At 71.2% G+C, this 21,585-nt stretch carries 20 protein-coding genes and 1 pseudogene; 9 read left to right on the top strand and 12 right to left on the bottom strand.

Annotated features, from left to right (window positions below; all coding sequences use genetic code 11):
• Positions 1–237 (top strand): annotated as a pseudogene (locus AC31A1_RS08055) (Tat pathway signal protein); the annotation flags it as partial.
• Between the two features lie 89 nt (positions 238–326).
• Here AC31A1_RS08055 and AC31A1_RS08050 read toward each other — a convergent pair.
• Positions 327–515 (bottom strand): DUF5703 family protein, encoded by a 189-nt coding sequence (locus tag AC31A1_RS08050; RefSeq protein ID WP_005485166.1) that lies wholly within the window; start codon positions 513–515, stop codon positions 327–329.
• 47 nt (positions 516–562) lie between these two features.
• On the opposite strand from AC31A1_RS08050, the gene AC31A1_RS08045 reads away from it, so the two are divergent.
• On the top strand, positions 563–1,285 hold the full coding sequence (locus tag AC31A1_RS08045) for a hypothetical protein (protein WP_489652561.1): 723 nt from the start codon (positions 563–565) through the stop codon (positions 1,283–1,285).
• Between the two features lie 127 nt (positions 1,286–1,412).
• On the opposite strand, the gene AC31A1_RS08040 is transcribed toward AC31A1_RS08045, so the two are convergent.
• Entirely contained in the window at positions 1,413–3,698 is a 2,286-nt protein-coding gene (locus tag AC31A1_RS08040) for a helix-hairpin-helix domain-containing protein (RefSeq protein ID WP_489652560.1), read from the bottom strand.
• The gene (locus AC31A1_RS08035; RefSeq protein ID WP_489652559.1) at positions 3,695–4,678 is read right to left on the bottom strand and encodes an aldo/keto reductase; all 984 of its coding nucleotides are present in this window, start codon (positions 4,676–4,678) and stop codon (positions 3,695–3,697) included. The genes AC31A1_RS08040 and AC31A1_RS08035 overlap by 4 nt, the downstream gene beginning before the upstream one ends.
• 186 nt (positions 4,679–4,864) lie before the next feature.
• On the opposite strand from AC31A1_RS08035, the gene AC31A1_RS08030 reads away from it, so the two are divergent.
• Both AC31A1_RS08030 and AC31A1_RS08025 read left to right on the top strand, forming a co-directional pair.
• Positions 4,865–5,920: an LLM class F420-dependent oxidoreductase gene (locus AC31A1_RS08030; RefSeq protein WP_489652558.1), complete on the top strand. Its 1,056-nt coding sequence runs from the start codon at positions 4,865–4,867 to the stop codon at positions 5,918–5,920.
• 236 nt (positions 5,921–6,156) lie between these two features.
• Positions 6,157–6,945 (top strand): ferritin-like domain-containing protein, encoded by a 789-nt coding sequence (locus AC31A1_RS08025; RefSeq protein WP_489652557.1) that lies wholly within the window; start codon positions 6,157–6,159, stop codon positions 6,943–6,945.
• Positions 6,946–6,961: 16 nt separating this feature from the next.
• Here the strand turns inward: AC31A1_RS08025 and corA are convergent, their stop codons facing one another.
• Positions 6,962–7,960, bottom strand: coding sequence for a magnesium/cobalt transporter CorA (gene corA / locus AC31A1_RS08020; RefSeq protein WP_489652556.1), 999 nt, complete (start codon positions 7,958–7,960; stop codon positions 6,962–6,964).
• Positions 7,961–8,130: 170 nt separating this feature from the next.
• Here corA and AC31A1_RS08015 point away from each other — a divergent pair, with 170 nt between their 5' ends.
• From AC31A1_RS08015 to mshC, 4 genes are all read left to right on the top strand, one after another.
• Positions 8,131–8,817 (top strand): histidine phosphatase family protein, encoded by a 687-nt coding sequence (locus AC31A1_RS08015; RefSeq protein WP_489652555.1) that lies wholly within the window; start codon positions 8,131–8,133, stop codon positions 8,815–8,817.
• Between the two features lie 75 nt (positions 8,818–8,892).
• A complete protein-coding gene (locus AC31A1_RS08010) occupies positions 8,893–9,483 on the top strand; it encodes a DUF3090 domain-containing protein (protein ID WP_489652554.1) in 591 nt (196 codons plus the stop codon).
• Positions 9,447–10,265 (top strand): SCO1664 family protein, encoded by an 819-nt coding sequence (locus tag AC31A1_RS08005; protein ID WP_489652553.1) that lies wholly within the window; start codon positions 9,447–9,449, stop codon positions 10,263–10,265. Before AC31A1_RS08010 ends, AC31A1_RS08005 begins: the two co-directional genes overlap by 37 nt.
• A gap of 95 nt (positions 10,266–10,360) precedes the next feature.
• Complete coding sequence (gene mshC, locus AC31A1_RS08000) at positions 10,361–11,590, top strand: cysteine--1-D-myo-inosityl 2-amino-2-deoxy-alpha-D-glucopyranoside ligase (RefSeq protein ID WP_489652552.1); 1,230 nt, start codon at positions 10,361–10,363, stop codon at positions 11,588–11,590.
• A 78-nt stretch (positions 11,591–11,668) separates the two neighbouring features.
• On the opposite strand, the gene AC31A1_RS07995 is transcribed toward mshC, so the two are convergent.
• The 8 genes from AC31A1_RS07995 to AC31A1_RS07960 all read right to left on the bottom strand — a co-directional run bounded on the left by AC31A1_RS07995 (position 11,669) and on the right by AC31A1_RS07960 (position 20,173).
• On the bottom strand, positions 11,669–12,670 hold the full coding sequence (locus tag AC31A1_RS07995) for a PAC2 family protein (RefSeq protein WP_489652551.1): 1,002 nt from the start codon (positions 12,668–12,670) through the stop codon (positions 11,669–11,671).
• 198 nt (positions 12,671–12,868) lie between these two features.
• Positions 12,869–13,540, bottom strand: a complete 672-nt coding sequence (locus tag AC31A1_RS07990; protein WP_033283704.1) for a FadR/GntR family transcriptional regulator — start codon at positions 13,538–13,540, stop codon at positions 12,869–12,871.
• A gap of 85 nt (positions 13,541–13,625) precedes the next feature.
• Positions 13,626–14,921, bottom strand: coding sequence for an amidohydrolase (locus tag AC31A1_RS07985; RefSeq protein ID WP_489652562.1), 1,296 nt, complete (start codon positions 14,919–14,921; stop codon positions 13,626–13,628).
• Positions 14,922–14,926: 5 nt separating this feature from the next.
• Positions 14,927–15,685 carry a nucleoside phosphorylase gene (locus AC31A1_RS07980; RefSeq protein WP_489652550.1) on the bottom strand — a complete coding sequence of 253 codons (759 nt, stop codon included), beginning with the start codon at positions 15,683–15,685 and terminating at the stop codon, positions 14,927–14,929.
• Positions 15,682–16,554, bottom strand: coding sequence for an ABC transporter permease (locus AC31A1_RS07975; protein WP_019059137.1), 873 nt, complete (start codon positions 16,552–16,554; stop codon positions 15,682–15,684). Before AC31A1_RS07975 ends, AC31A1_RS07980 begins: the two co-directional genes overlap by 4 nt.
• Positions 16,554–17,615 (bottom strand): ABC transporter permease, encoded by a 1,062-nt coding sequence (locus AC31A1_RS07970; RefSeq protein ID WP_489652549.1) that lies wholly within the window; start codon positions 17,613–17,615, stop codon positions 16,554–16,556. Before AC31A1_RS07970 ends, AC31A1_RS07975 begins: the two co-directional genes overlap by 1 nt.
• Position 17,616: 1 nt before the next feature.
• Positions 17,617–19,140, bottom strand: coding sequence for an ABC transporter ATP-binding protein (locus tag AC31A1_RS07965; RefSeq protein ID WP_489652548.1), 1,524 nt, complete (start codon positions 19,138–19,140; stop codon positions 17,617–17,619).
• Positions 19,121–20,173 carry a BMP family ABC transporter substrate-binding protein gene (locus AC31A1_RS07960; protein ID WP_489652547.1) on the bottom strand — a complete coding sequence of 351 codons (1,053 nt, stop codon included), beginning with the start codon at positions 20,171–20,173 and terminating at the stop codon, positions 19,121–19,123. The genes AC31A1_RS07965 and AC31A1_RS07960 overlap by 20 nt, the downstream gene beginning before the upstream one ends.
• A 309-nt stretch (positions 20,174–20,482) precedes the next feature.
• Here AC31A1_RS07960 and mtnA point away from each other — a divergent pair, with 309 nt between their 5' ends.
• The gene (gene mtnA, locus AC31A1_RS07955; protein ID WP_489652546.1) at positions 20,483–21,523 is read left to right on the top strand and encodes an S-methyl-5-thioribose-1-phosphate isomerase; all 1,041 of its coding nucleotides are present in this window, start codon (positions 20,483–20,485) and stop codon (positions 21,521–21,523) included.
• Positions 21,524–21,585 lie beyond the last annotated feature (62 nt).

Raw genomic sequence — 21,585 nt, 5'->3', positions numbered from 1 at the left:
CCGGGCACGCCCACCCACCCCACCTCACCGGGCACCTCGCCGGTCAAGGGCGGTCAGACGCCGATCGGTTCCGTGCACGTGAACCAGCCCGGTGCGCGGTCCGGCGTCCAGTCCCAGGGCGGCGCCCAGCTCGCGCACACCGGCAGCGAACTGCCGCTCGGCCTCGCCCTGCCGGTCGGCGCGGGCGCGCTGCTCGCGGGCGCGGTGCTGTACCGCAAGGCGCGGGCCTCGGTGTGACTCCCGGGCACATGTGACCCGGACCATGTGATCTGCGCAACGGAGGGGCCCCGCACTGTCGGGGCCCGCTCCGTTTCGCCCGGCTCAGCTCACCACGTGGCGCGCACCTGGCGGATGATCCGCCGGCGCAGCCGCACCCTGCGACTGCCGTCGCGCAGCAGGCTCAGTCGGTCCAATTCCCAGTGTCCGTACTCGGCATGGTCCGTCAGCAGACGTGTGGCGTCCTTGCGGGAGACCCCGCGCGGCACGTACACGTCGACAAATTCGTATTCCGGCATCGCATCTATTGTGCGGGCAGAGCCCCGGTACGGATAGCGTCTGCACTATGTCTGATGCTGCGCAGCCCACCGCTGCCGAGGTACGCGCCGCCGCCGAGGCGGTCAAGACCGCGCTCGACCGCCACCTGGCCGCGGTCGAAGCCCGGTCGGGGGAGGACGACCCGGCCGTCTACGAGGCGTTCAACCAGCTCGCCGCGGCCGCCGAGGTCTACGACGAGCTGCTCTACGACCGTTATGACGAGGTCACGCCTTTCGAGATCCCCGGTACGGACGACTCCCTGCCGCCGTACACCGGCCCGGAGGAGCCGAACGCGGTGAGCGTGCTGATCCGCCGTGACTACGCCGTGGCGGAGCCGCAGCGGCTGCTGGCCCAGGCGCAGCGGGTCGAGGCGGCGGTCGGCGACGGCACGGGCACGGAGGCCTCCGGCACGATCCACGGTGCGCTCGGCATCCTCTTCGACGAGTTCGAGGCGGACGAGATCGCCTCCCGGCCCAAGGAGTTCGGCCTCGAAGAGGGCGACTCCACGCTGTGGGTGACCGCCGCTGACGAGACGGCCGAACCCGGCGCCTGGCTGGAGGCCCCCTTCGAGGGCGTCGACCCGCAGCGGGTGGTGTGCCGCTTCGACGTCAGCGCGGTCTTCGACGACGAGATCAACGACGAGTTGGACGACATCGACGAGGTGGACGAGGCCGAGGACGAACTCGATCCCGACCTGGACGCCGATCTCGACGAGGACGAGGACCTGGAGGCGCTGGAAGCGGACCGCTGATCCGCACCGCGCCCAGCTTTTGGGACGCTGATCCGCACCGCGCCCAGCTGTCGGGACAACGACGGCGGCGGTCGTCGAGGGACTCCCTCGGTGACGGCCGCCGTCTGTCGTCCGCTGCCGTCCGGGCTCAGGCCTCCGCCGGGACCTGCGGCCGCAGCAGGACCGGCAACCGGGTCGTACGCGGCTTGGCCGGGACCTCGGCGACGGCCCGGGGCAGTGCCCGGTCCACGCCGTGCACCACGGAGAGGTGACGGTCGGCCCGGCTGAACGCCGTGTACACCCACGGCCGGCTGAGCGCCTGCGCCGCGTCCCCGGGCAGCACCACGACCACCGCGGGCCACCGCACCCCCACGGCCTGGTGCGCGGTCAGCGCCCACCCGTGCCGCACGGACTGCTCGACCCGCTCCTTCGGTACGACGACGGGGCCGCCGGCGCACGCCAGGTGCAGCCCCTCGGCGTCGGCGTTCACCACCCGGCCGGGAACCGTACGGCCCGGGGCGGGGGAGTACGCGATCCGGTCGCCGGGGTCGAAGCCGCCGAAGCGGCCGGGGCCGGGGTTGAGCCTCTCCTTCAGCGCCACGTTGAGGGCACGGGTGCCGGCCGCGCCGCCGTGGCCCGGCGTGATCACCACCGTCTGCTCGGCCGGGACACCGATCACGCGAGGTACTGAGTCGGCGACGAGCTGCACGGTCCGGTGCACGGCCTCACCGGCGTCGCGCACCGGCACGATCACGACTTCCTTGCCGGGAGCCTCCACCTGGTTCAGCTCACCGATGCCGATGCCCGAGACCAGCTCGCCCACGGGACCGGGATCAGGCCGCCGCGAGACGACCTGGGGGCAGGCCTTCGACGCGAGCAGATCCGCGAAGACCCGCCCAGGACCCGCCGACCACAACACTCCCGGATCCCCGGCCAGTACCAGCCGGGCCCCGTCCGGCAACGACTCACTGACCAACGCCGCCGTCTCGACGTCCAGTTGAGGCGCGTCGAGCACGACGAGCAGATCCAGATCGAGGGCACCGTCCGTGTCCCGCCCGGGGCCTTCGGCACCGGACAGCAGTCCGGCGACGGTGGCGGCACGGGGGCCGCCATCCGGGGCGGGGCTGTCCGACTCGGCGGAGGACGGGCTTTCCGATTCCGTGTTCCGGGTCAGCAACGCGGCGAACCGGTCCCGCCCCACCGGGCTGTGGGCGGCGGCCCAGGCTCGCAGCCCGAACCCCGCCGCCGCGCGGAGCAGTGCCGCCGGTTCCTCCAGGGACGCCTCCCCGCCGGTGTGGAGCACCAGGCCGTGGCCCGCGACCGCGCGGATCAGCTCGCCGGTGGAGCTCTTGGCGGCGCCGGCCTGCTCCCAGTCCGCCGCCGAACCGTCCTCCTTCGGGACCGAGTTGATCAGCTTGGCGAGTCCGTCGGCGAGGCTCTCCTCGGCGAGCGCGTACCGCTCCAGGCCGATCAGCACGCGAACCGGACGCTCCTCGGCCTCCGTGTCCTCGTCGGACGCGTCGTCCGTGCGCTGCACCGGGACCGCGGGCTCGTCCAACGCGTCCTGGAAGCCCAGCACTTCACCCTCCGCGATGGCGCTCTGCGTCGCCGCGTCCGGGTCGGGCACCCCTTGCTTGGCCAGCGCGGCCGTCAACGCCGACGCCTCCAGGGCCGTATGCCCGGCCAGAGCCGCCTGTTCCAGGAGCCAGCCGACGAGCGCGCGGCCCCGCCGCTCGTCGTCCGGCGCGCACTCGGCGCCGAGCAGTGCCCGCGCGAACCCGTCGGCCTGCTCGGGCCGTACCCCCGGCACGCGCAGCAACTGCCAAGGATCCTCGCGGAGTTGATCGTCCCCGCCCTCGCCGAGCGCCGCCGCGACCTGGGCCGCGAGCGTCTCGGGCGCGCCGCCCTCGGCCAGCACGAGCCGTACGGACTCGACGGTCTCGGTCGCGGGGAGGCCGGGCTCGGTCGGGACAGGCTGTGGCCGGCGCGCCGCTTCGGGGTCGGCGGGCCGGCGCGGGGTGGGTTCCGGCTTGGCGAAGGGGGCGGTCACGGGCTTCTCGCCGCTCTCCACGGCGCGTACCGCCGCGAGCAGATCGGCGGCCGTGCCGCTGAGCTTGGTCCCGGCCACGATGGGCCCGGCCTTCTCCGCCTTCCGCCGCTCGATCCGCTCCCGCTCCAGCTTCTGGGCCAGCAACTCGGCGGCGGCCTCCGACAGTTCGGGGGCGGCGGCCTCGGCCTTGGCCTCACCGGTGCCGTCGGTGCCTTGCGCGGCCGTGTCCTCACCGATGCTTTCGGTGCCCTCAGGCTCCGTGCCCTCGGCGCCTGCCTCGGCCTCCGCGGTCACATCCTGCCCCGCGCCCTCGGCGCCCTCCCCGGCGTCCGTGCCCGTGTCCTCGGACGGCGAGGTCTCCGTGGTCTCCGGGTCCGTGCTCACAGCGTGCTCCAGTCGTGATCGGGATAGCGGTGCAGAGGCGCCGACACATCGTCGAGCGCTCGGCAGATCTCGTCAGGAAGACTAAGGGCCTCCACTGACAATGCGGCCGTGAGCTGCTGCGCGTTGCGCGCGCCGACGATCGGGGCGGCCACCCCGGGCCGGTCGCGGACCCAGGCGAGGGCGACCTGGAGGGACGTCACGGCGAGCCCGTCCGCTGCGATGGCCACCGCGTCGACGATGCGGGTCGCCGTGTCGTCGAGGTACGGCGCGACGAAGGGCGCCATGTGCTCCGAGGCGCCGCGCGAGTCGGCCGGGGTCGCGTGCCGGTACTTGCCGGTGAGGACCCCGCGCCCGAGCGGCGAGGAGGGCAGCAGCCCGATGCCCAGGTCGAGCGCGGCCGGCAGCACCTCGCGCTCCACGCCCCGCTGCAGCAGCGAGTACTCCAGCTGCGTGCTCGCCAGCCGCGTCCGCGTGCCCGGCGCCGCCAGCTGCCAGGTCGCCGCCTTGGCCAGCTGCCAGCCGCAGTAGTTCGAGACGCCCGCATAGCGCGCCCGCCCGCTGCTGACCGCCAGATCGAGGGCCTGGAGGGTCTCCTCCAGCGGGGTGTACGGGTCGAAGCCGTGGATGTGCCACACGTCGACGTAGTCCGTGCCCAGGCGGGCCAGCGAGGCGTCCAGCGCGGCGAGCAGATGGCCGCGCGAGCCGTCGAAGCGGCGGTCGGGGTCGGGTACGCTCCCCGCCTTCGTCGAGATGACCAGGTCCCGGCGCGGCACGAGCCCCTCTATGAGCTGTCCGAGCAGGTACTCGGCCTCCCCGTCGCCGTACACGTCCGCCGTGTCGACGAGGGTGCCGCCGGCCTCCCAGAACGCCTTCAAGAGGTCCGCGGCGTCATGCTCGTCGGTATCGCGCCCCCACGTGAGGGTGCCGAGTCCGATCCGGGACACACGAAGGCCGGTACGGCCGAGATGCCTCTGCTCCATGAACGCCGAGATTACTGGCCTGAACCTGCCCTGTGGTTGCCTGTGGATAACCGATTTCCACGATGATCCACAGTCCCTCGCACGGCACGCTCCGTGACCGCTCACCGGCACCCGTCCTGTCCGCCCGGACCACCTCGCGCTAGGGTCGGCACAACAGCGACGTTACTGATGGGTAAGGGGTCTGTCATGCAGCTCGGGATCAACCTCGGCTACTGGGGTGCCGGAATGGACGGCGACAATCTGGCCGTGGCCCAGGAGGCCGACCGGCTCGGCTACTCGGTGTGCTGGGCCGCCGAGGCCTACGGCTCCGACGCGGCCACGGTGCTCACCTGGGTCGCCGCGCAGACCGAGCGCATCGACGTCGGCTCGGCCATCTTCCAGATCCCGGCCCGCCAGCCCGCGATGACCGCGATGACCGCCGCGACCCTCGACTCCCTCTCCGGCGGTCGCTTCCGCCTCGGCATCGGCGTCTCGGGCCCGCAGGTCTCCGAAGGCTGGTACGGCGTCAAGTTCGACAAGCCGCTGGCACGCACGCGTGAGTACGTCGAGATCGTCCGCAAGGCGATGACGCGCGAGCGGCTGTCCTACGACGGCGAGCACTGGACGCTGCCGCTGCCCGGCGGCCCGGGCAAGCCCCTCAAGCTGACCGTGCACCCGGAGCGCGAGCACATCCCGCTCTACATCGCGGCGATCGGCCCGAAGAACCTGGAGCAGACCGGCGAGATCGCCGACGGCGCGCTGCTGATCTTCCCCTCCGCCGAGCATCTGGAGGACACCGCCATCAGGCACCTGCGGGCCGGGCGCGAGAAGGCCGGGAAGACCCTCGAAGGCTTCGACATCGTCCCGACGGTCCCGCTCGCCTTCGGCGAGGACAAGGACGTCGAGAAGCTCGCCGACACCTTCCGCCCGTACACCGCGCTGTACGTCGGCGGCATGGGCAGCCGGCAGCAGAACTTCTACAACAAACTGGCCCAGCGCATGGGCTTCGAGGCTGCCGCCGCCGAGATCCAGGACAAGTACCTGGCCGGCGACAAGGAAGGCGCCGCGGCCGCCATCCCGCACGACCTGATCGACAAGACGACCCTGCTGGGTTCCGTGGACCGCATCGCGGACCGGATGAAGGAGTACGCGGCGGCCGGTGTCACCACCCTGACGCTCTCCCCGGCGGGCTGGACCCTGGAGGAGCGGGTCGCCGCGCTCCGCGCCGGAACCGAGGCACTGGAGCGCGCGGGTCTCGCGTGACGCGGCTCTGCCGTACGGAAGTTTTCTACGGCCGTGGTGGGGGCTCGGGGGGTCTTCCCCGCCACGGCCGTCACGGGGAACAACGCGCGGCGGGCCGTGCGGTTACGCCCCCGACGGGACATCCGTGGTCCTCCTTTTGGCGGAGTTGTCCGACACTGCTGTTGCAGCACCTCTGACGTCGCATTTGACTCGTTCTTTGCGGAATGCGGCGGAATCCTGCATGGAGGTGCCTTCAGATGCTTTCGGCCAAGAGCTTGTTCCAGGAGATCCTCGACAACGACGAGTCGTTCCGGCTGTTCTGCTCCATCGCGGCCGGCGGCGAGTCCCAGGGCGGCTGGGAGAACGGGCGCATCGCCGTGCTCGTCCCGCCGAGCGCACGCGACCTCGCTCCCAAGATCAGCCGGCACGGCGCCGACGAGGACAAGCACGGGCGCATTTTCAACGCCCTTCTGAAGAAGCGCGGCCTCGAACCGGTCCAGGTGCCCGCCGACACCGACTACACGATGCTCCTGGAGCGGCACGGCATCGGTCTCGCGCACGAGAAGCTCAAGGGCGAGGCGGCACTGACCGTCCAGGACGTCGTCACCTACCTCGCGCACAGCCGGGTCACCGAACAGCGCGCCTCCGAGCAGATGGACCTGCTGCGCAGGCACTTCGCCGACCACCCCGACCTCGGTCGCGCGGTACGCATGATCTCGAACGACGAGGACAACCATCTCGCCTACTGCCACGAGGAGTTGCTGCGCTTCGCGGCCGCCGGACACGGCCGCGCCATCCAACGGACGCTGCGCGAGTGCGCGTTGGCGGAGATCCGCGTCTACCGGGACGTCAGCCTCGCGGTGATGGCCCACATGGGACGCGTCCTCGGCTGGCCGCGCGCCAAGTCGGCCGCGCTCGCCGCGGGCATCCACACCGTGTACGCGTACGAACGGCTCGGCGGCTGGCGGCGGATGGTGTCCCTGAGGATGCCGGAACGACGCGACGCCCTCGGCGGGCCGGCCACCGCGGCTCCCGAGTTCGCGTGAGCCCGAGCGGGGGCCGCTACAGCCAGCCGCGCCGCTTGAACGTCCGGTACAGCAGCACCTCCAGGGCGGCCATCAGCAGGATCACCGCCGGATATCCCCACAGCCAGTGCAGCTCCGGCATGTGGTCGAAGTTCATGCCGTAGATCCCGGCGATCATCGTGGGGACCGCGGCCATGGCGGCCCAGCCGGAGATCTTCCGCATGTCGTCGTTCTGCCGGACGCTGGTCTGCGCGAGATGCGCCGACAGGACGTCCGAGACCAGCCGGTCGAGGCCCTCCACGGACTCGTTGACCTTCATCAGGTGGTCGTTCACGTCACGGAAGAACGGCCGCGACTTGTCGTGCACGAACGGCACCCGGTCACCGGCGAAGCCGACGCCCGCGAGCCGGGCCAGCGGCTGCGCGAGCGGTCCGGTGGCACGGCGGAACTCCAGGATCTGCCGCTTGAAGGTGTAGATGCGCGACGCCGTCGTGCGCGAGCCGCCGCCGGTCGGCGAGAACACCGCCGCCTCCAGCTCCTCCAGGTCGGTCTGCAACTCGCCCGCCACGTCCACGTAGTGGTCGACGATGGCGTCCGCGATCGAGTACAGCACCGCCGTGGGCCCGTGCCGCAGCATCTCCGACTCCTCCTCCAGACGGTGCCGTACGGCCGCCAGCGGGGCCTCCTCACCGTGCCGGACGGTCACTACGAAGGAGTCGCCGACGAAGACCATGACCTCGCCGGAGGTGACCACGTCGCTGTCGGCCTCGTAGCCCACCGGCTTGAGGACCACGAAGAGCGAGTCGTCGTAGACCTCCAACTTGGGGCGCTGATGTGCGGTCAGGGCGTCCTCGACGGCCAGCGGGTGCAGCCCGAACTCCTCGGTGACCTTGTCGAACTCCTTCTCCGTGGGCTCGTAGAGGCCGATCCAGACGAAGGCGTCGCCCACGCGACGGCAGTGGTCCAGGCCGTCGGAGAAGTCGCCGGGCCCCTCCGTCCGGCGTCCGTCACGGTAGATGGCGTAGTCGACGATCACGGTGCGTATTCTCCCGCCGCCCGGCCACGGGCGCACGTTGACATTTTTCGCCTCCGGGCCGCCCAAGCCGGCGTCGAGGGGCCGACCGTGCGCAACCCTTCGGGCCTCCGCGCGCTCGGCCCCTCGACACCGGCGCGGCCCTTCGGCGGCGTACGCCTACCCTTGGCGGCATGCCCACGTTGATCCTTGTCCGGCACGGACGTTCGACCGCCAACACCGGGGGAGTGCTCGCCGGCTGGACGCCCGGTGTCGCCCTCGACGAGCGCGGCAACGCCCAGGCCGCCGCGCTCCCCGGACGGCTCGCCGCGCTGCCGATCGCCGAGGTCGTCACCAGCCCGCTGCAGCGCTGCCAGGAGACCCTCCAGCCCCTCATCGACGCCCGCTCCGACCTGCGACCGCACACCGAGGAGAGGATCGGGGAGTGCCACTACGGCGACTGGTCCGGCCGCAAGCTCGCCGAGCTCATGGACGAGCCCCTGATGGAGGTCGTCCAGACACACCCCTCGGCGGCGGCGTTCCCCGGCGGCGAGTCGATGCGGTCGATGCAGACCCGCGCGGCCGAGGCCGTACGCGAGTGGAACGCGCGCGTGGAGCGCGATCACGGCGCCGACGCCGTCTACCTCATGTGTTCGCACGGCGACATCATCAAGTCCCTTGTCGCGGACGCACTCGGACTTCATCTCGACCTCTTTCAGCGGATCTCCGTAGAACCGTGTTCCATCACCGCGATCCGTTACACGCGTCTCAGGCCATTTCTCGTACGGCTCGGGGACACGGGTGATCTCGCGTCCCTGGCGCCGCGCGAGGAGCCCGCGGGCGGCGACGCCACGGTCGGGGGCGGCGCGGGCGCACCGTGATCGTCGGCCGCAGTAGGGTGAAGCGGTCGCAGTAGCGCCGCACTTGTCAGCAGTCGATTCCCATGGAGACAGGACGTGTCCCGTCAGGTGTTCCTCTACGACCCGCCGGACCGCTTCGTAGCCGGCACGGTCGGACTGCCCGGGCGCCGTACGTTCTTCCTCCAGGCCGCCTCCGGTCCGCGAGTGACCAGCGTGGCCCTGGAGAAGACGCAGGTCGCCGCGCTCGCCGAGCGGATGGACGAGCTTCTGGACGAGGTCGTACGGCGCAGTGGCGGCATCGCGGCCGTCCCGGCCGTCACCCCCACCGAGATCTCCGACACCCGTCCGCTGGAGACGCCGGTCGAGGAGGAGTTCCGCGTCGGCACCATGGCGCTCGCCTGGGACGGTGAGGAGCAGCGCATGATCGTCGAGGCGCAGGCCCTCGTCGAGCTCGACGCCGACACCGACGAGGACCTCGCCGAGGCCGAGGAGCGCCTGCTCCAGGACGAGGAGAACGGACCCCCGATGCTGCGGGTCCGCCTCACGGGAGCCCAGGCCCGCGCCTTCGCCAAGCGGGCCCTGGACGTCGTCAACGCCGGCCGTCCGCCCTGCCCGCTGTGCAGCCTCCCGCTCGACCCGGAAGGACACGTATGTCCGCGCCAGAACGGATACCGCCGCGGAGCGTGACCACGGCCGAGCTGCTCGCCAAGGGTGAGCTGACAGTACGCGGACGCATCCGCGAGGCCTCGAACGCGGTGCTGTTCTGCTCCGTGACCTACGAGGGCCGCGAGGCGTCCTGCGTATACAAACCCGTCGCCGGGGAACGCCCCCTGTGGGACTTCCCCGACGGCAACCTCGCCCGGCGCGAGGTCGCCGCCTACGAGGTGTCCGAGGCGACCGGCTGGGGCCTCGTGCCGACCACCGTCCTGCGCGACGGGCCGTACGGCGAGGGCATGTGCCAGCTGTGGATCGAGACGGCGGCCGAGTCCGAACTGCTCGCCCTGGTGGACGCCGAGGAGCCCGAGGAGGGCTGGAAGGCCATCGGCTTCGCCGAGGTCGGCGAGGGGAAGACGGCCCTCCTGGTGCACGCCGACGACGAGCGGCTGCGGCGGCTCGCCGTCCTGGACGCCGTCATCAACAACGCCGACCGCAAGGGCGGTCATCTGCTGCCCGCCGACGAGGGGCGCCTTTACGGCATCGACCACGGTGTCACCTTCAACGCCGAGAACAAGCTGCGCACCCTCCTGTGGGGCTGGGCGGGCGAGCCGCTCACTCCGGAGGCGGTCGACGTCCTCCAGGCGCTCAGAGAGGCACTGAGGGACGGCGGAAGGCTCGCCGAGAAACTCGCCGAGCTGATCACCGACGTAGAACTCGACGCCACGCGCGCGCGTGTCGACGCGATGCTGGCGGACGGGAAGCATCCCGAGCCGAGTGGGGAGTGGCCGGCCATCCCGTGGCCACCGGTCTAGCAGCACGGGAACGGGAGGGCGCGCAAGAGCGTCTCACCGGCCATACGGCCTGGTCCGGTTCGTAAACGGATTATCCGTCCGGTTACGCTCATGACATGTATGCCTGGCCCGCTTCTGAGGTCCCCGCCCTGCCCGGCAAGGGCCGCGACCTCCGGATCCACGACACCGCGACCGGCGGTCTGGTCACCCCGGACACCGGTCCCGTCGCCCGTATCTACGTGTGCGGCATCACGCCGTACGACGCCACCCACATGGGGCACGCGGCGACCTACAACGCGTTCGACCTCGTGCAGCGCGTGTGGCTCGACACCAAGCGGCAGGTTCACTACGTCCAGAACGTGACCGACGTCGACGACCCGCTCCTGGAGCGCGCCGAGCGCGACGGCGTCGACTGGGTCGCCCTCGCCGAGAAGGAGACGGCGCTCTTCCGCGAGGACATGACCGCGCTGCGCATGCTGCCCCCGAAGCAGTACATCGGCGCGGTCGAGGCGATACCCGGCATCGTGCCGCTCGTCGAACGCCTCAGGGACGCCGGTGCCGCCTACGAACTCGAAGGCGACACCTACTTCTCCGTCGGGTCCGACCCCAACTTCGGCAAGGTCTCGGGCCTCGACGCCGCCGCGATGCGGCTGCTGTCCGCCGAGCGCGGCGGCGACCCGGACCGCCCGGGCAAGAAGAACCCGCTCGACCCGATGCTCTGGATGGCCGCCCGCGAGGGCGAACCGAGCTGGGACGGCGGCTCGTTGGGCCGCGGCCGCCCCGGCTGGCACATCGAGTGCGTGGCCATCGCCCTGGACCACCTCGGCATGGGCTTCGACGTGCAGGGCGGCGGCTCCGACCTCGCCTTCCCGCACCACGAGATGGGCGCCTCGCACGCCCAGGTCCTGACCGGCGAGTTCCCCATGGCCAAGGCGTACGTCCACGCCGGCATGGTCGGCCTCGACGGCGAGAAGATGTCGAAGTCCCGGGGCAACCTCGTCTTCGTCTCCGCGCTGCGCCGCGAGGGCGTCGACCCGGCCGCCATCCGGCTCGCCCTGCTCGCCCACCACTACCGCTCCGACTGGGAGTGGACCGACGGGGTACTGGCGGACGCGGTCGCCCGGCTCGGACGGTGGCGTGCCGCCGTCTCCCGGCCCGACGGCCCCTCCGCCGTGACGCTCGTCGAGGAGATGCGCGAAGCCCTCGCGAACGACCTGGACGCCCCGGCCGCGCTCGCCGCCGTCGACCGCTGGGCAGCTCTCCAGCGGGACCGGGGCGGCAGCGACGAGGGCGCCCCCGGCGTCGTGTCCCGCGCCGTGGACGCCCTGTTGGGCGTGGCCCTGTAGCAACAGCGCACAGAACAGGGGCGGTTCCTCCCACCCGGGAGGAACCGCCCCTGTTTCACGCTCTGTCGACCGCCGGACTCACTCCTCGGAGGAGTCCTCGTCGTCCGCGTCGGCCTCCGGCTCCGTGTCCGGTTTCGCCGGTCTCTGCGGCTTGGGACGGCCACCGGGGTTGTCGCGGAGATAGGTCGCGCTGTCGCTGCCGTCCGCCGTGGCGTGACCGCCGGGCGTCGGGTTGCCACCGCCGTCACGCCTCCGCAGATAGCGCTCGAACTCACGCGCGATGGCCTCGCCCGACGCCTCCGGCAGCTCCGCGGTGTCGCGGGCCTCCTCCAGCGTCTGCACGTACTCGGCGACCTCGCTGTCCTCAGCGGCCAGCTGGTCCACGCCGACCTGCCAGGCACGCGCGTCCTCAGGCAGCTCGCCCAGCGGGATGCGCACGTCGATCAGGTCCTCCAGGCGGTTGAGCAGTGCCAGGGTGGCCTTCGGGTTGGGCGGCTGCGACACGTAGTGCGGTACCGCCGCCCACAGCGACACGGCCGGTACGCCCGCGTGCGTGCACGCCTCCTGGAGGATGCCGACGATCCCGGTGGGACCCTCGTACTTGGTCTCCTCCAGGTCCATCCGCTGCGCCAGGTCCGAGTCCGACGTGGTGCCGCTGATCGGCACCGGACGTGTGTGCGGGGTGTCACCGAGCAGCGCGCCCAGGATCACCACCAGCTCCACGCCCAACTCGTGGGCGAAGCCCAGCAGTTCGTTGCAGAACGAGCGCCAGCGCATCGACGGTTCGATCCCTCGGACGAGCACGAGATCGCGCGGCTTCTCGCCGCCGACCCGGACCACCGAGAGGCGCGTCGTCGGCCATGTGATCTTTCGCACGCCGGCGTCCATCCACACGGTGGGCCGGTTGACCTGGAAGTCGTAGTAGTCCTCGGCGTCCAGCGCCGCGAACACCTCGCCCTTCCACTCTCTGTCCAAGTGCGCGACCGCGGTGGAGGCGGCGTCGCCGGCGTCGTTCCAGCCCTCGAACGCGGCCACCATCACTGGGTCGATCAGCTCGGGAACCCCCTCCAGCTCGATCACCCAGCGCCTCCTTCCGATCTGCCCTCGCCTACGCCCCAACCTTACGGCGTCCGACGGGGGCGCCCGCAGCCCCCTTGCACGGGGGAGTGAACCCATGCCTGCCCCGTCCGGGACGGTCGGACACACAAGATCGCCATCCTGTGCGGACCCGCCCCGGCCGGTCACTCCTCCGATGGATCAACGGGGCGTATCACTCGATCACAGGGTCGAACGCAGCCACTGCTCAACACTCGCGATGTGCACCGTCGCCCACGACCGCGCCGCCTCCGCGTCCCGGTCGCGCAGCGCGCCCAGGATCGCCCGGTGCTCGTGCAGCGTCCGGCTGACCGCGTCCTCCTGCGTCAGACCGCGCCAGATCCGGGCCCGCGTGGTGGGCCCGGACAGACCGTCGAGGAGCGAGCACAGCACCGAGTTGCCGGAGCTCTGCACGATGCCCCGGTGGAACTCCAGGTCGCACGCGACCAGTTCCTCCACCGAAGGGGCACCGCCCAGCGCGTCCAACTGGGCGGAGAGCGCGTCCAGTTGCTGCTCGCTGATCCGCAGCGCCGCCATCCCCGTGGCCGCCGGCTCCAGAATCCGCCGTACGGCCAGGAATTCGAGGACCGTGTCGTCGCGGTGGAAGTCGACGACGAAACTCAGCGCCTCCAGCAGGAGTTGAGGATCGAGGCTCGTGACGTACGTGCCGTCGCCCTGCCGCACGTCCAGGATGCGGATCAGCGACAGGGCGCGCACGGCCTCCCGCAGGGAGTTGCGGGACAGGCCCAGTTCGGCCGCGAGTTCGCTCTCCTTGGGCAGCCGGTCCCCGGGACGCAGCGCGCCGGAGACGATCATTCCCTTGATTTTCTCGATCGCCTCATCGGTGACTGCCATGGCCGGCCTCCCTGTTGCTCAGACATCCGATGTATCACGTGCATTATGGGGGTTCAGTGGGCTGAACGGGAGGGAAATCCACAGCTCAGACAAGTGCTTCGAGCTCCGCGAGCACGGCTTCCTCGTCCAGCGTGCCCAGTGTCCGGTTCCGCATCAGCACCCGGCCGTCGACGACCGTGTCCCGTACGTCCGCCCCGTGCGCGGCGTACGCTAGCGTCGACCACGGGTCGTGCAGCGGCCGCAGATGCGGCGCGTCCAGGTCGAGCACGACGAGATCGGCCCGCTTGCCGACCTCCAGCGAACCCAGGTGATCAGCCAGGCCCAGCGCCCGCGCGCCCTCGATCGTCGCCATCCGTACGGCCTGTTCGGCGCCGACCGCCGTGGGGTCGCCGCCCGCCTTGTGGACGAGAGCCGCCTGCCGTACGGCGCCCAGCACGTCCAGCGTGTTGGAGCTGACGGCGCCGTCCGTGCCCAGGCCGACGGTGACGCCCGCGCTCAACAGCCGTGGCACCGGCGCGATTCCGCAGCCCAACTTCAGGTTGGACACCGGACAGTGGGCGACCGACGTGCCCGTGCGGGCCAGCGCCGCGATCTCCGGGCCGGTCAGGTCCACGGCGTGCGCGAGCAGCAGATCGGGACCGAGCAGCCCGAGCGAGTCGAGCAACTCCACAGGGCGTTTCCCGTACTTGACCTCGACGGTCGCGACCTCGGTCGGATTCTCCGCCGCGTGGATGTGCAGCAGCGCCCCGAACTCCCGTGCCAGCGTGGCGATGTCGACGAGCTGGTCGGGGGCGAGGGTGTAGGTCGAGTGCGCGAACAGGACCGGGCGCAGGCCGGGACGTGTCTCGCTGCGGGCCGCCAAGTCCCTTCGCGCCCAGTCGAGTCGGTCCTCGTAGGCGATACGGTCCGGCGGTTCCGGTACGTCCATGAAGGTGGGGCCGGTGTGCAGTCGCCAGCCCGCCTCACGGGCCGCCTGCTCGGCCGCCTCGTGGAACCAGTACATGTCGAGCGCCGACGTCACCCCGGCCCGCAGGCTCTCGGCCACCGCGAGCCGCACCGCCGCCGCCACGTTCTTCGGCGTCAGCAGCTCGGCCTCCCACTTCAACACCCGCTCCAGGAAGCCCTGGAGCGTGACATCGTCGGCCCGGCCGCGCAGCAGCGTCATCGCGAGGTGGGTGTGCGTGTTGATCAGCCCGGGCAGCACGAGACAGCCCGAGGCGTCAACGGACTCCGCCGCTGTGAACCGAGTTGTCAGCTCCTCGGCCGGTCCCACGGCGACGATCTCACCGTCGTGGACGGCAACCGCCCCGTCCCGTACGACCGTTCCGGCCTCGTCCACGGTGAGGACGTCACCGCCGTGCACCAACAGGTCGATGTTCAAGGTGCTCACGCCGTCAACTCCTCGGCCTCCGCGAGCAGTCGGAGCGCCTCCAGCGAGACGACCGCGCCCCGCTCGACGCCCGCCGCGACGACCTCCCGGTGCGGGTCGTACCCGCCGGTGGTCTCCGCGTCGACGAGTTCGTCGGCGTTGGCGCCGTCGATGACGAGCACCCCGCCCGCGACAAGACCGCGCAGCGAGGCCGTCACCAGCAGCGCCGACAGCTCCATCTCGATCGCCGCGAGCCCGGCGCCGTCGTAGGAGAAGAGGGGGAGGAGGCCGGGCTGGAAGGCCGCGCGGGTCCAGACGATGCCGCGGTGGTGCGGGGCGTCGGCCTCGCGGGCCGCGCGCTGGAGGGCGAAGACGGCTTCGGGGGAGGAGACGGCCGGGTACTCCGGGGGGAGGAGCTGCTGGGTGACACCGTCGTCCCGTACGGCCGCCTCCGCGATGACGAGGTCGCCGTCGCCGATGCCGGGCTTCATCGCGCCCGCCGTGCCGAAGCGCAGGAAGGTGCGGACCCCCGCGTCCGCCAGTTCCTGGAACAGCAGGATCGCGCCCGGTCCGCCCACCCCGTGCGAGGCGACGGTGACCGGCAGGCCCTTCCAACTCCCGCTGAACACACGGTATTCGCGGTGGTACGACACCTCCTCGGCACCGTCCAGCAGCGCGGCGACGGCGGCGGCGCGCGCCGGGTCGCCCACGACGACCGCGTGCGCGGGAAGTCCCGTGCGGGGTATGCGGGTGATGGGCAGCAGGTCCTGCGTCATGTGGTGGCTCCGGAAGGGGAGTTGGCGGTACGGCGACGGCGACGGGCCGTCGAGAGGAAGAGGGCGACGAGCGTCACGACGTACGGCGCGGCATCCGTGGCCTGTTGGGGCAGGCCGACGCCCTGGAGGCGGAAGCCGGCGGCCTCGGCGAGACCGAAGAGGAGCGCCGCGAGCAGGACGCCGACGGGTGCCGCGCGGCCGAGCATGACCGCGACGACGGCGATCCAGCCCCGGCCCGCCGTCATGTTCTCGGAGAACAACGTGACGTTGCCGAGCGCGAGTTGGGCCCCGGCGAGCCCGCACAGGACACCCGAGATCAGCACGGCCGCGTACTTGTACTTCGCCGGACTCACCCCGAGCGTGGCCGCCGCGTCCGGCGCCTCGCCGACCCCGCGCAGCCGCAGCCCCCACACATGCCGGGACAGCATCAGCGCGGCCACCGCGACCGCGACGAACGCCAGATACGCGAGCGGGGTGAAGCCACCGACCAACGGCAGCCCGGCGAGTGACGGATCGTCGAAAGTGCCCTGCACACCGAAGACCGTACGCAGCAGGAAGCTGGTCAGGCCAACTGCCAGGAGATTCATGGCGATTCCGAGAACTACCGCGTCTCCGCGCAGAGTTACCGCACCCACGGCGAGGATCAACGAATACGCGGCCGCCGCGAGCGCCGCCGCCAGGACGCCGAGCCATGCGCTGCCCGTGAACCAGCTCGTGGCCACCGACGTGAAACAGCCCATCAGCATCATGCCTTCGAGGCCGATGTTGAAGACCCCCGCCCGCTCGCACAGGGCACCGCCGAGCGCGGCCAGCAGGATCGGGGTCAGCGCCCGCAGCGCCGACATCAGCAGATCGGAGTCGAAGAACATCACATGGCCCCGCTTTCCTGAGTACGCCTGCTGAACCACTTGGTCGGGAAGCGGAGTCGGGCCGCGAGGAACACGATCACGATGGCCTGGAGCACCTGCGTCAGCTCGCGCGGCACCTCGGTCGTCCGCTCCATCGCCAGGCCGCCGACCGCGAGGACGGCGAAGAAGAAGGAGGCGATGACCGTGCCGAGCGGCGCGGCGGCTGCCAACAGCGCCGCCGTAAGTCCCGTCCAGGTGTAGCCGGGTGCGGTGAGCGAGCCGTCGACGAAGCGGTACGGGAAGCTCAACACCCCGATCGCGCCCACGAGTCCGGCCAGTGCGCCCGAGACGGACATCAACTTGAGGGTGAGGCCCCGGCGTTCGACGCCCGCGTAGGCGGCGAAGCGGGAGTTGAGGCCGGTCATGCGGATCTCGTAGCCGAACGCCGTGCGCTTGTCGGTGAACCAGTAGGCGGCCGCCGCGAGGGCGACGAGGATGAGCCCGATGGTGACCGTCGAGTCGCCGAACGCGGGCAGTGCCACGCCGTCCGGCATCGCCCGGGTCTGGGGGAGGCTGGAGCCGGGTTCCTTGAGCGGGTAGCGCGCCAGGTAGGAGGCGAGGGACACCGCCGGGTAGCTCAGCAGCAGGCTGCTGACCAGCAGGGGAACGCCGAGGCGGTTCTCGCACAGGGCGGCCAGGGCAGCGTATGCGGCCCCTGCCGTCATGCCCGCGAGCAGCGCGAGTACGACGGTGAGCGGCGCGGGCAGCGGGGAGTACAGACCGGTCACGGCCGCCGTGATGCCGCCGAGGACCATCTGTCCGTCGCCGCCGAGGTTGATCAGCCCGGCGCGCAGCGGGATCGCCAGCGCGAGCGCCATGCCGAGCACGCTGGTGCCGGTGCTCAGCGTGGAGCCGATGCCGTCGGCGCCGAGCGAGCCGGTGAGGACGGCGCCGTACGCCGTGAACGGGTCCGCTCCGGTGCCGACGAGGAACAGGGCGCCGATGACCAGGCCCGCGAGCACGGAGAAGGTGATGGGGGAGCGCAACACCCCTGATATGCGCGGTATCTGAGTGTGCGTCATGTCAGTCGACGGCCTCCGTCGGCACTACGGCTCCGCCCGCCATGGCGAGTCCCAGTGCCCGTTCGTCCGCCTCGTCCTTCGTGTACGTCGCCGTGACCCGGCCCTCGTACATCACGAGGACGCGGTCCGCGAGGCCCCGGATCTCGCTCAGTTCGGCGGAGACGAGGAGGACGGCGTGACCGGCGTCGCGGTAGGCGACGATCTGGTCGTGGATGTTCTGGATGGCGCCGATGTCGACCCCGCGTGTGGGCTGCTCGACGAGCAACAGCGGTGCCTCATGGGCGAGTTCGCGGCCGATCAGCAGCTTCTGCAGATTGCCGCCGGACAGCGCGGACGCGGGCACCTCGGGGGTGGCCGCCTTGATGCCGAATCGCTCGATCAGCCGCCCGGCGTGGGCGCGTACGGCCGCGGGCGGCAGAAGTCCCTTGCTGGACAAGGACGTTCGGTGGTGGCCCATCGCGAGGTTGTCCGCGACGGAGGCCGCCGGTGCCGTACCGACCGCGTGCCGGTCCTCGGGGACGTAGGCGAGGCCCTGGGCCCGGCGCTCGGTGGCCGAGGCGTGGGTGATGTCCTGCCCCTTGAGGCTGACCTGTCCGGACGCAACTGGCCGTAGCCCGGCCAGGGCCTCGATCAGCTCGCTCTGGCCGTTGCCGGCGACGCCCGCGATCCCGACGATCTCCCCGGCGCGGACGGTGAGTCCCACATCGTGGACGGCGTCCGTGGTGAGGTCTCTCACGTCCAGGACCACGTCACCGGGTCTCCCGGGCGCGTGCACACGGTCCAGGTCGACCGCGCGGCCGGTCATCGCGGCGGCGATCTCGTCGGCGGAGGTGTCCGCGGTGACCAGGCGGGCGACCACCCGGCCGTCCCGCAGCACGGTCACGTTGTCGCTGCCTTCGAGGACCTCGCGCAGCTTGTGGGTGACAAGGATCACCGTACGACCCTGCGCGGCCAGCGACTTGAGGACCGCGAACAGGGCGTCGGCCTCGGCAGGCGTGAGCACGGCGGTCGGCTCGTCCAGGATCAGTGTGCGGGCACCGCGATGCAGCAGCTTCAGGATCTCCACGCGCTGCCGCAGCCCGACCGGCAGCTCGCCGACCCGGGCGTCCGGATCCACGGCCAGCCCGTGTTCCTCCGCCAGCTCCCGCACCCGGCGGCGGGCCGCGGCCCGGTCCGCCAGACCGAAGCGGCGCGGCTCGGCGGCGTAGACGACGTTCTCGGCGACCGTCAGCGAGTCGAACAGCTTGAAACTCTGGTGGACCATGCCGAGCCCGGCGGCCATCGCGGCGCTCGGGTCGCCGAACGTCACCTCGCGTCCGTCGATCCGGATGGACCCGGCGTCGGCGCGCTCCATGCCGTAGAGGACCGACATGAGGGTGGACTTGCCGGCGCCGTTCTCGCCCATGAGGGCGTGGATCTCGCCGCGGTGGACGGTCAGGTCGACGGAGTCGTTGGCGAGGGTGCCGGGGAACCGCTTGGTGATTCCCCGGAGCTCGACCGCCGGGTCAACTGGCGGCCGGGTCATCGACCTTGAGCTTTCCGGAGACGATCTGGTCGCGCAGCGCCTTCACCTTCGTGAGGACGTCCTTGTGCTGGGCGATCACGCACTTCGACGAGTCGACGCCCGCTTCGAGGCCGGTGAGGCTGATGCCGCCCTCCTTCAGGCCGTACGACACCGAGGTGCCCGTCCTGCCCGCGAGGACCTGCTCGACGCCCTTCTCCACGGCGACGTCCGTCTTCTTGATCACGTTGTCGACGACCGTGCCGGGGGAGGAGACGCACTGGTTGACGTCGACGCCGTACGCGAACGCGCCCTTGGCCTTCGCGGCCTCGAAGACACCGTAGTTGCCGGCCGCCGCGGCCGCCATGATCTGGTCGGCGCCCTTGGAGAGAAGGGAGTTGGCCTGCTCCTTGGCGCGCGCCGAGTCGTCGAAGGGGGACTGGCCACCGACGAAGCGCGTCGACGCGGACGTCTTGGCGGCGACCTTCTTGGCACCGGCCGCGAACGGGTCGCTGTAGCGCCGGAATTGAGGAGTGTCGAGCACGTCCACCGCGCCGACCTCGCCGCTCTTGCTGAGCAACCCGGCCTCGGCGCCCGCGAGATAGACACCCTCGTGCTCACGGAACACGGCGCAGGTGACGTTCTTGTACGTCTTCGTCGTGCACGCGTCGATCATCAGGAACTGCTGCTTGGGATGCGCCTTCGCCTGCTGCGCCACGAGGTCCGCGAACTCGAAGCCGACCAGCACGATGACGCTCGGGCCGGCGTCCACGGCGGCCTGCACGTTCTGCTGCTGGGACGCGGTGTCCGTCGACTCGTAGACCTTCTCCGTACCGTCGTGCGTCTTCGCCGCGGCCTTCACACCGGTCACGGCGAGCTTCAGGAACTCGTTCTGTCCCACGGCGTCCGGCGTGACCAGCGTGAACGACTTGCCGCTGCCGCCGCTCGCGCTGTCCGAGGCGTCGGTCTTCGCGGCGGCGTTGCAGGCGGTGGCGGCGGTGACCACGAGCGTGGTGGCGGCGACGAGCTGCAGGGTGCGACGTGATCTGCGGAGCATGAGGACCTTCCGGGGTACGGCAAGGCGCGCTCCGGCGGGAGCGCGTGCGACCAGATGGTGAGACAGGATGAGACGAGGGGTGGACGCGAGAGGGACAGGTCAGCGTCGACAGCAGTCGCTCGCGCAGCGGCCGTGATCGAGGAAGCGGCGCATGGTCAGCAGCACACGCCCTCCTTCGTCTCGGCCTACGGGCTGCGGGTGCTGGACTTTAACATTCGTTTTGAGACACCTGCTCGACTGTCTCGAACTGTGGTTCTTCCAGGTCATGTACGGTGACCGACACCATCGGAACAGCAGGAGTGTCCCGTTATGTCCCAGGAACTGCGCGCGGTCGACTGGACCGGAACCGGTCTCGCGCTCATCGACCAGACCCTGCTCCCGCATCGCAACGAGACGGTGGATGTCCACGATGTGGACACTCTGGTCGACGCGATCCAGCGCCTCGTGGTGCGCGGCGCACCCGCGATCGGAGCGGCGGGCGGGTACGGCGTCGCGATCGCGCTCATCGAGGGCGAGCGGAAGGGCTGGACCGAGGGCGAGACCCGTGCGGCCGTCGCCCGCGTCCGCGAGGCCCGCCCCACCGCGGTCAACCTCATGGTGTGCGTGGACCGGGTCATGACCCGCTTCGACGAGGGCCTCGACGCGGTGCTGGAAGAGGCCGCCGCAGTTCAGCGCGAAGACGTCGCGGCCAACCGCGCGATGGGCGCGTTCGGCGCGGACTGGCTGCTCGAAAGGCTCCAACAGGTGGGCGTGGAGCGGCCGTTGAGGCTCCTGACGCACTGCAACACGGGCGCGCTGGCGACCGCCGGCTGGGGCACCGCGCTCGGCGTCATCCGCGAACTGCACGCGCGCGGGCTGGTGGAGGTCGTCTACGCCGACGAGACGCGCCCCCTGCTCCAGGGATCACGCCTGACCGCTTGGGAGTTGGTCCAGGAGGGCATCCCGCACTACGTCCAGGCCGACGGCGCCGCCGCCGGCACGATCCTGCGCGGCGAGGTCGACGCGGCCATCGTCGGCGCGGACCGCATCGCGGCCAACGGCGACACCGCGAACAAGGTCGGCACGGTCGGCGTCGCCCTCGCCTGCGCCGACGCCGGCATCCCGTTCCTGGTGGCGGCCCCGACGACCACGGTGGACCTCTCCACCAAGACCGGCAACGAGATCCACATCGAACTCCGGGGCGAGACCGAGGTGTTGGAGTGGTCGGGAGTGCGTACGGCTCCCGCCGAGTCCCGCGGCCACAACCCCGCCTTCGACGTAACCCCGGGCCGCTTGGTGACCGGACTGGTCACGGAACGGGGCGTGTTGGAAGTGTCGGCAGGCGAACTCCCGGGCGACCGCCTGAAGTAGCAGTGCTGGCGAGCCTTCGCGCCCCTGCTTTTGGCTTTTAGGGGCGCGGGGCTGTGTCGATT

The organism is Streptomyces sp. P5F9, assembly GCF_057961495.1.
Note: the sequence above shows the minus strand (reverse complement) of the source record. Positions and strands in the feature narration are given on the sequence as shown.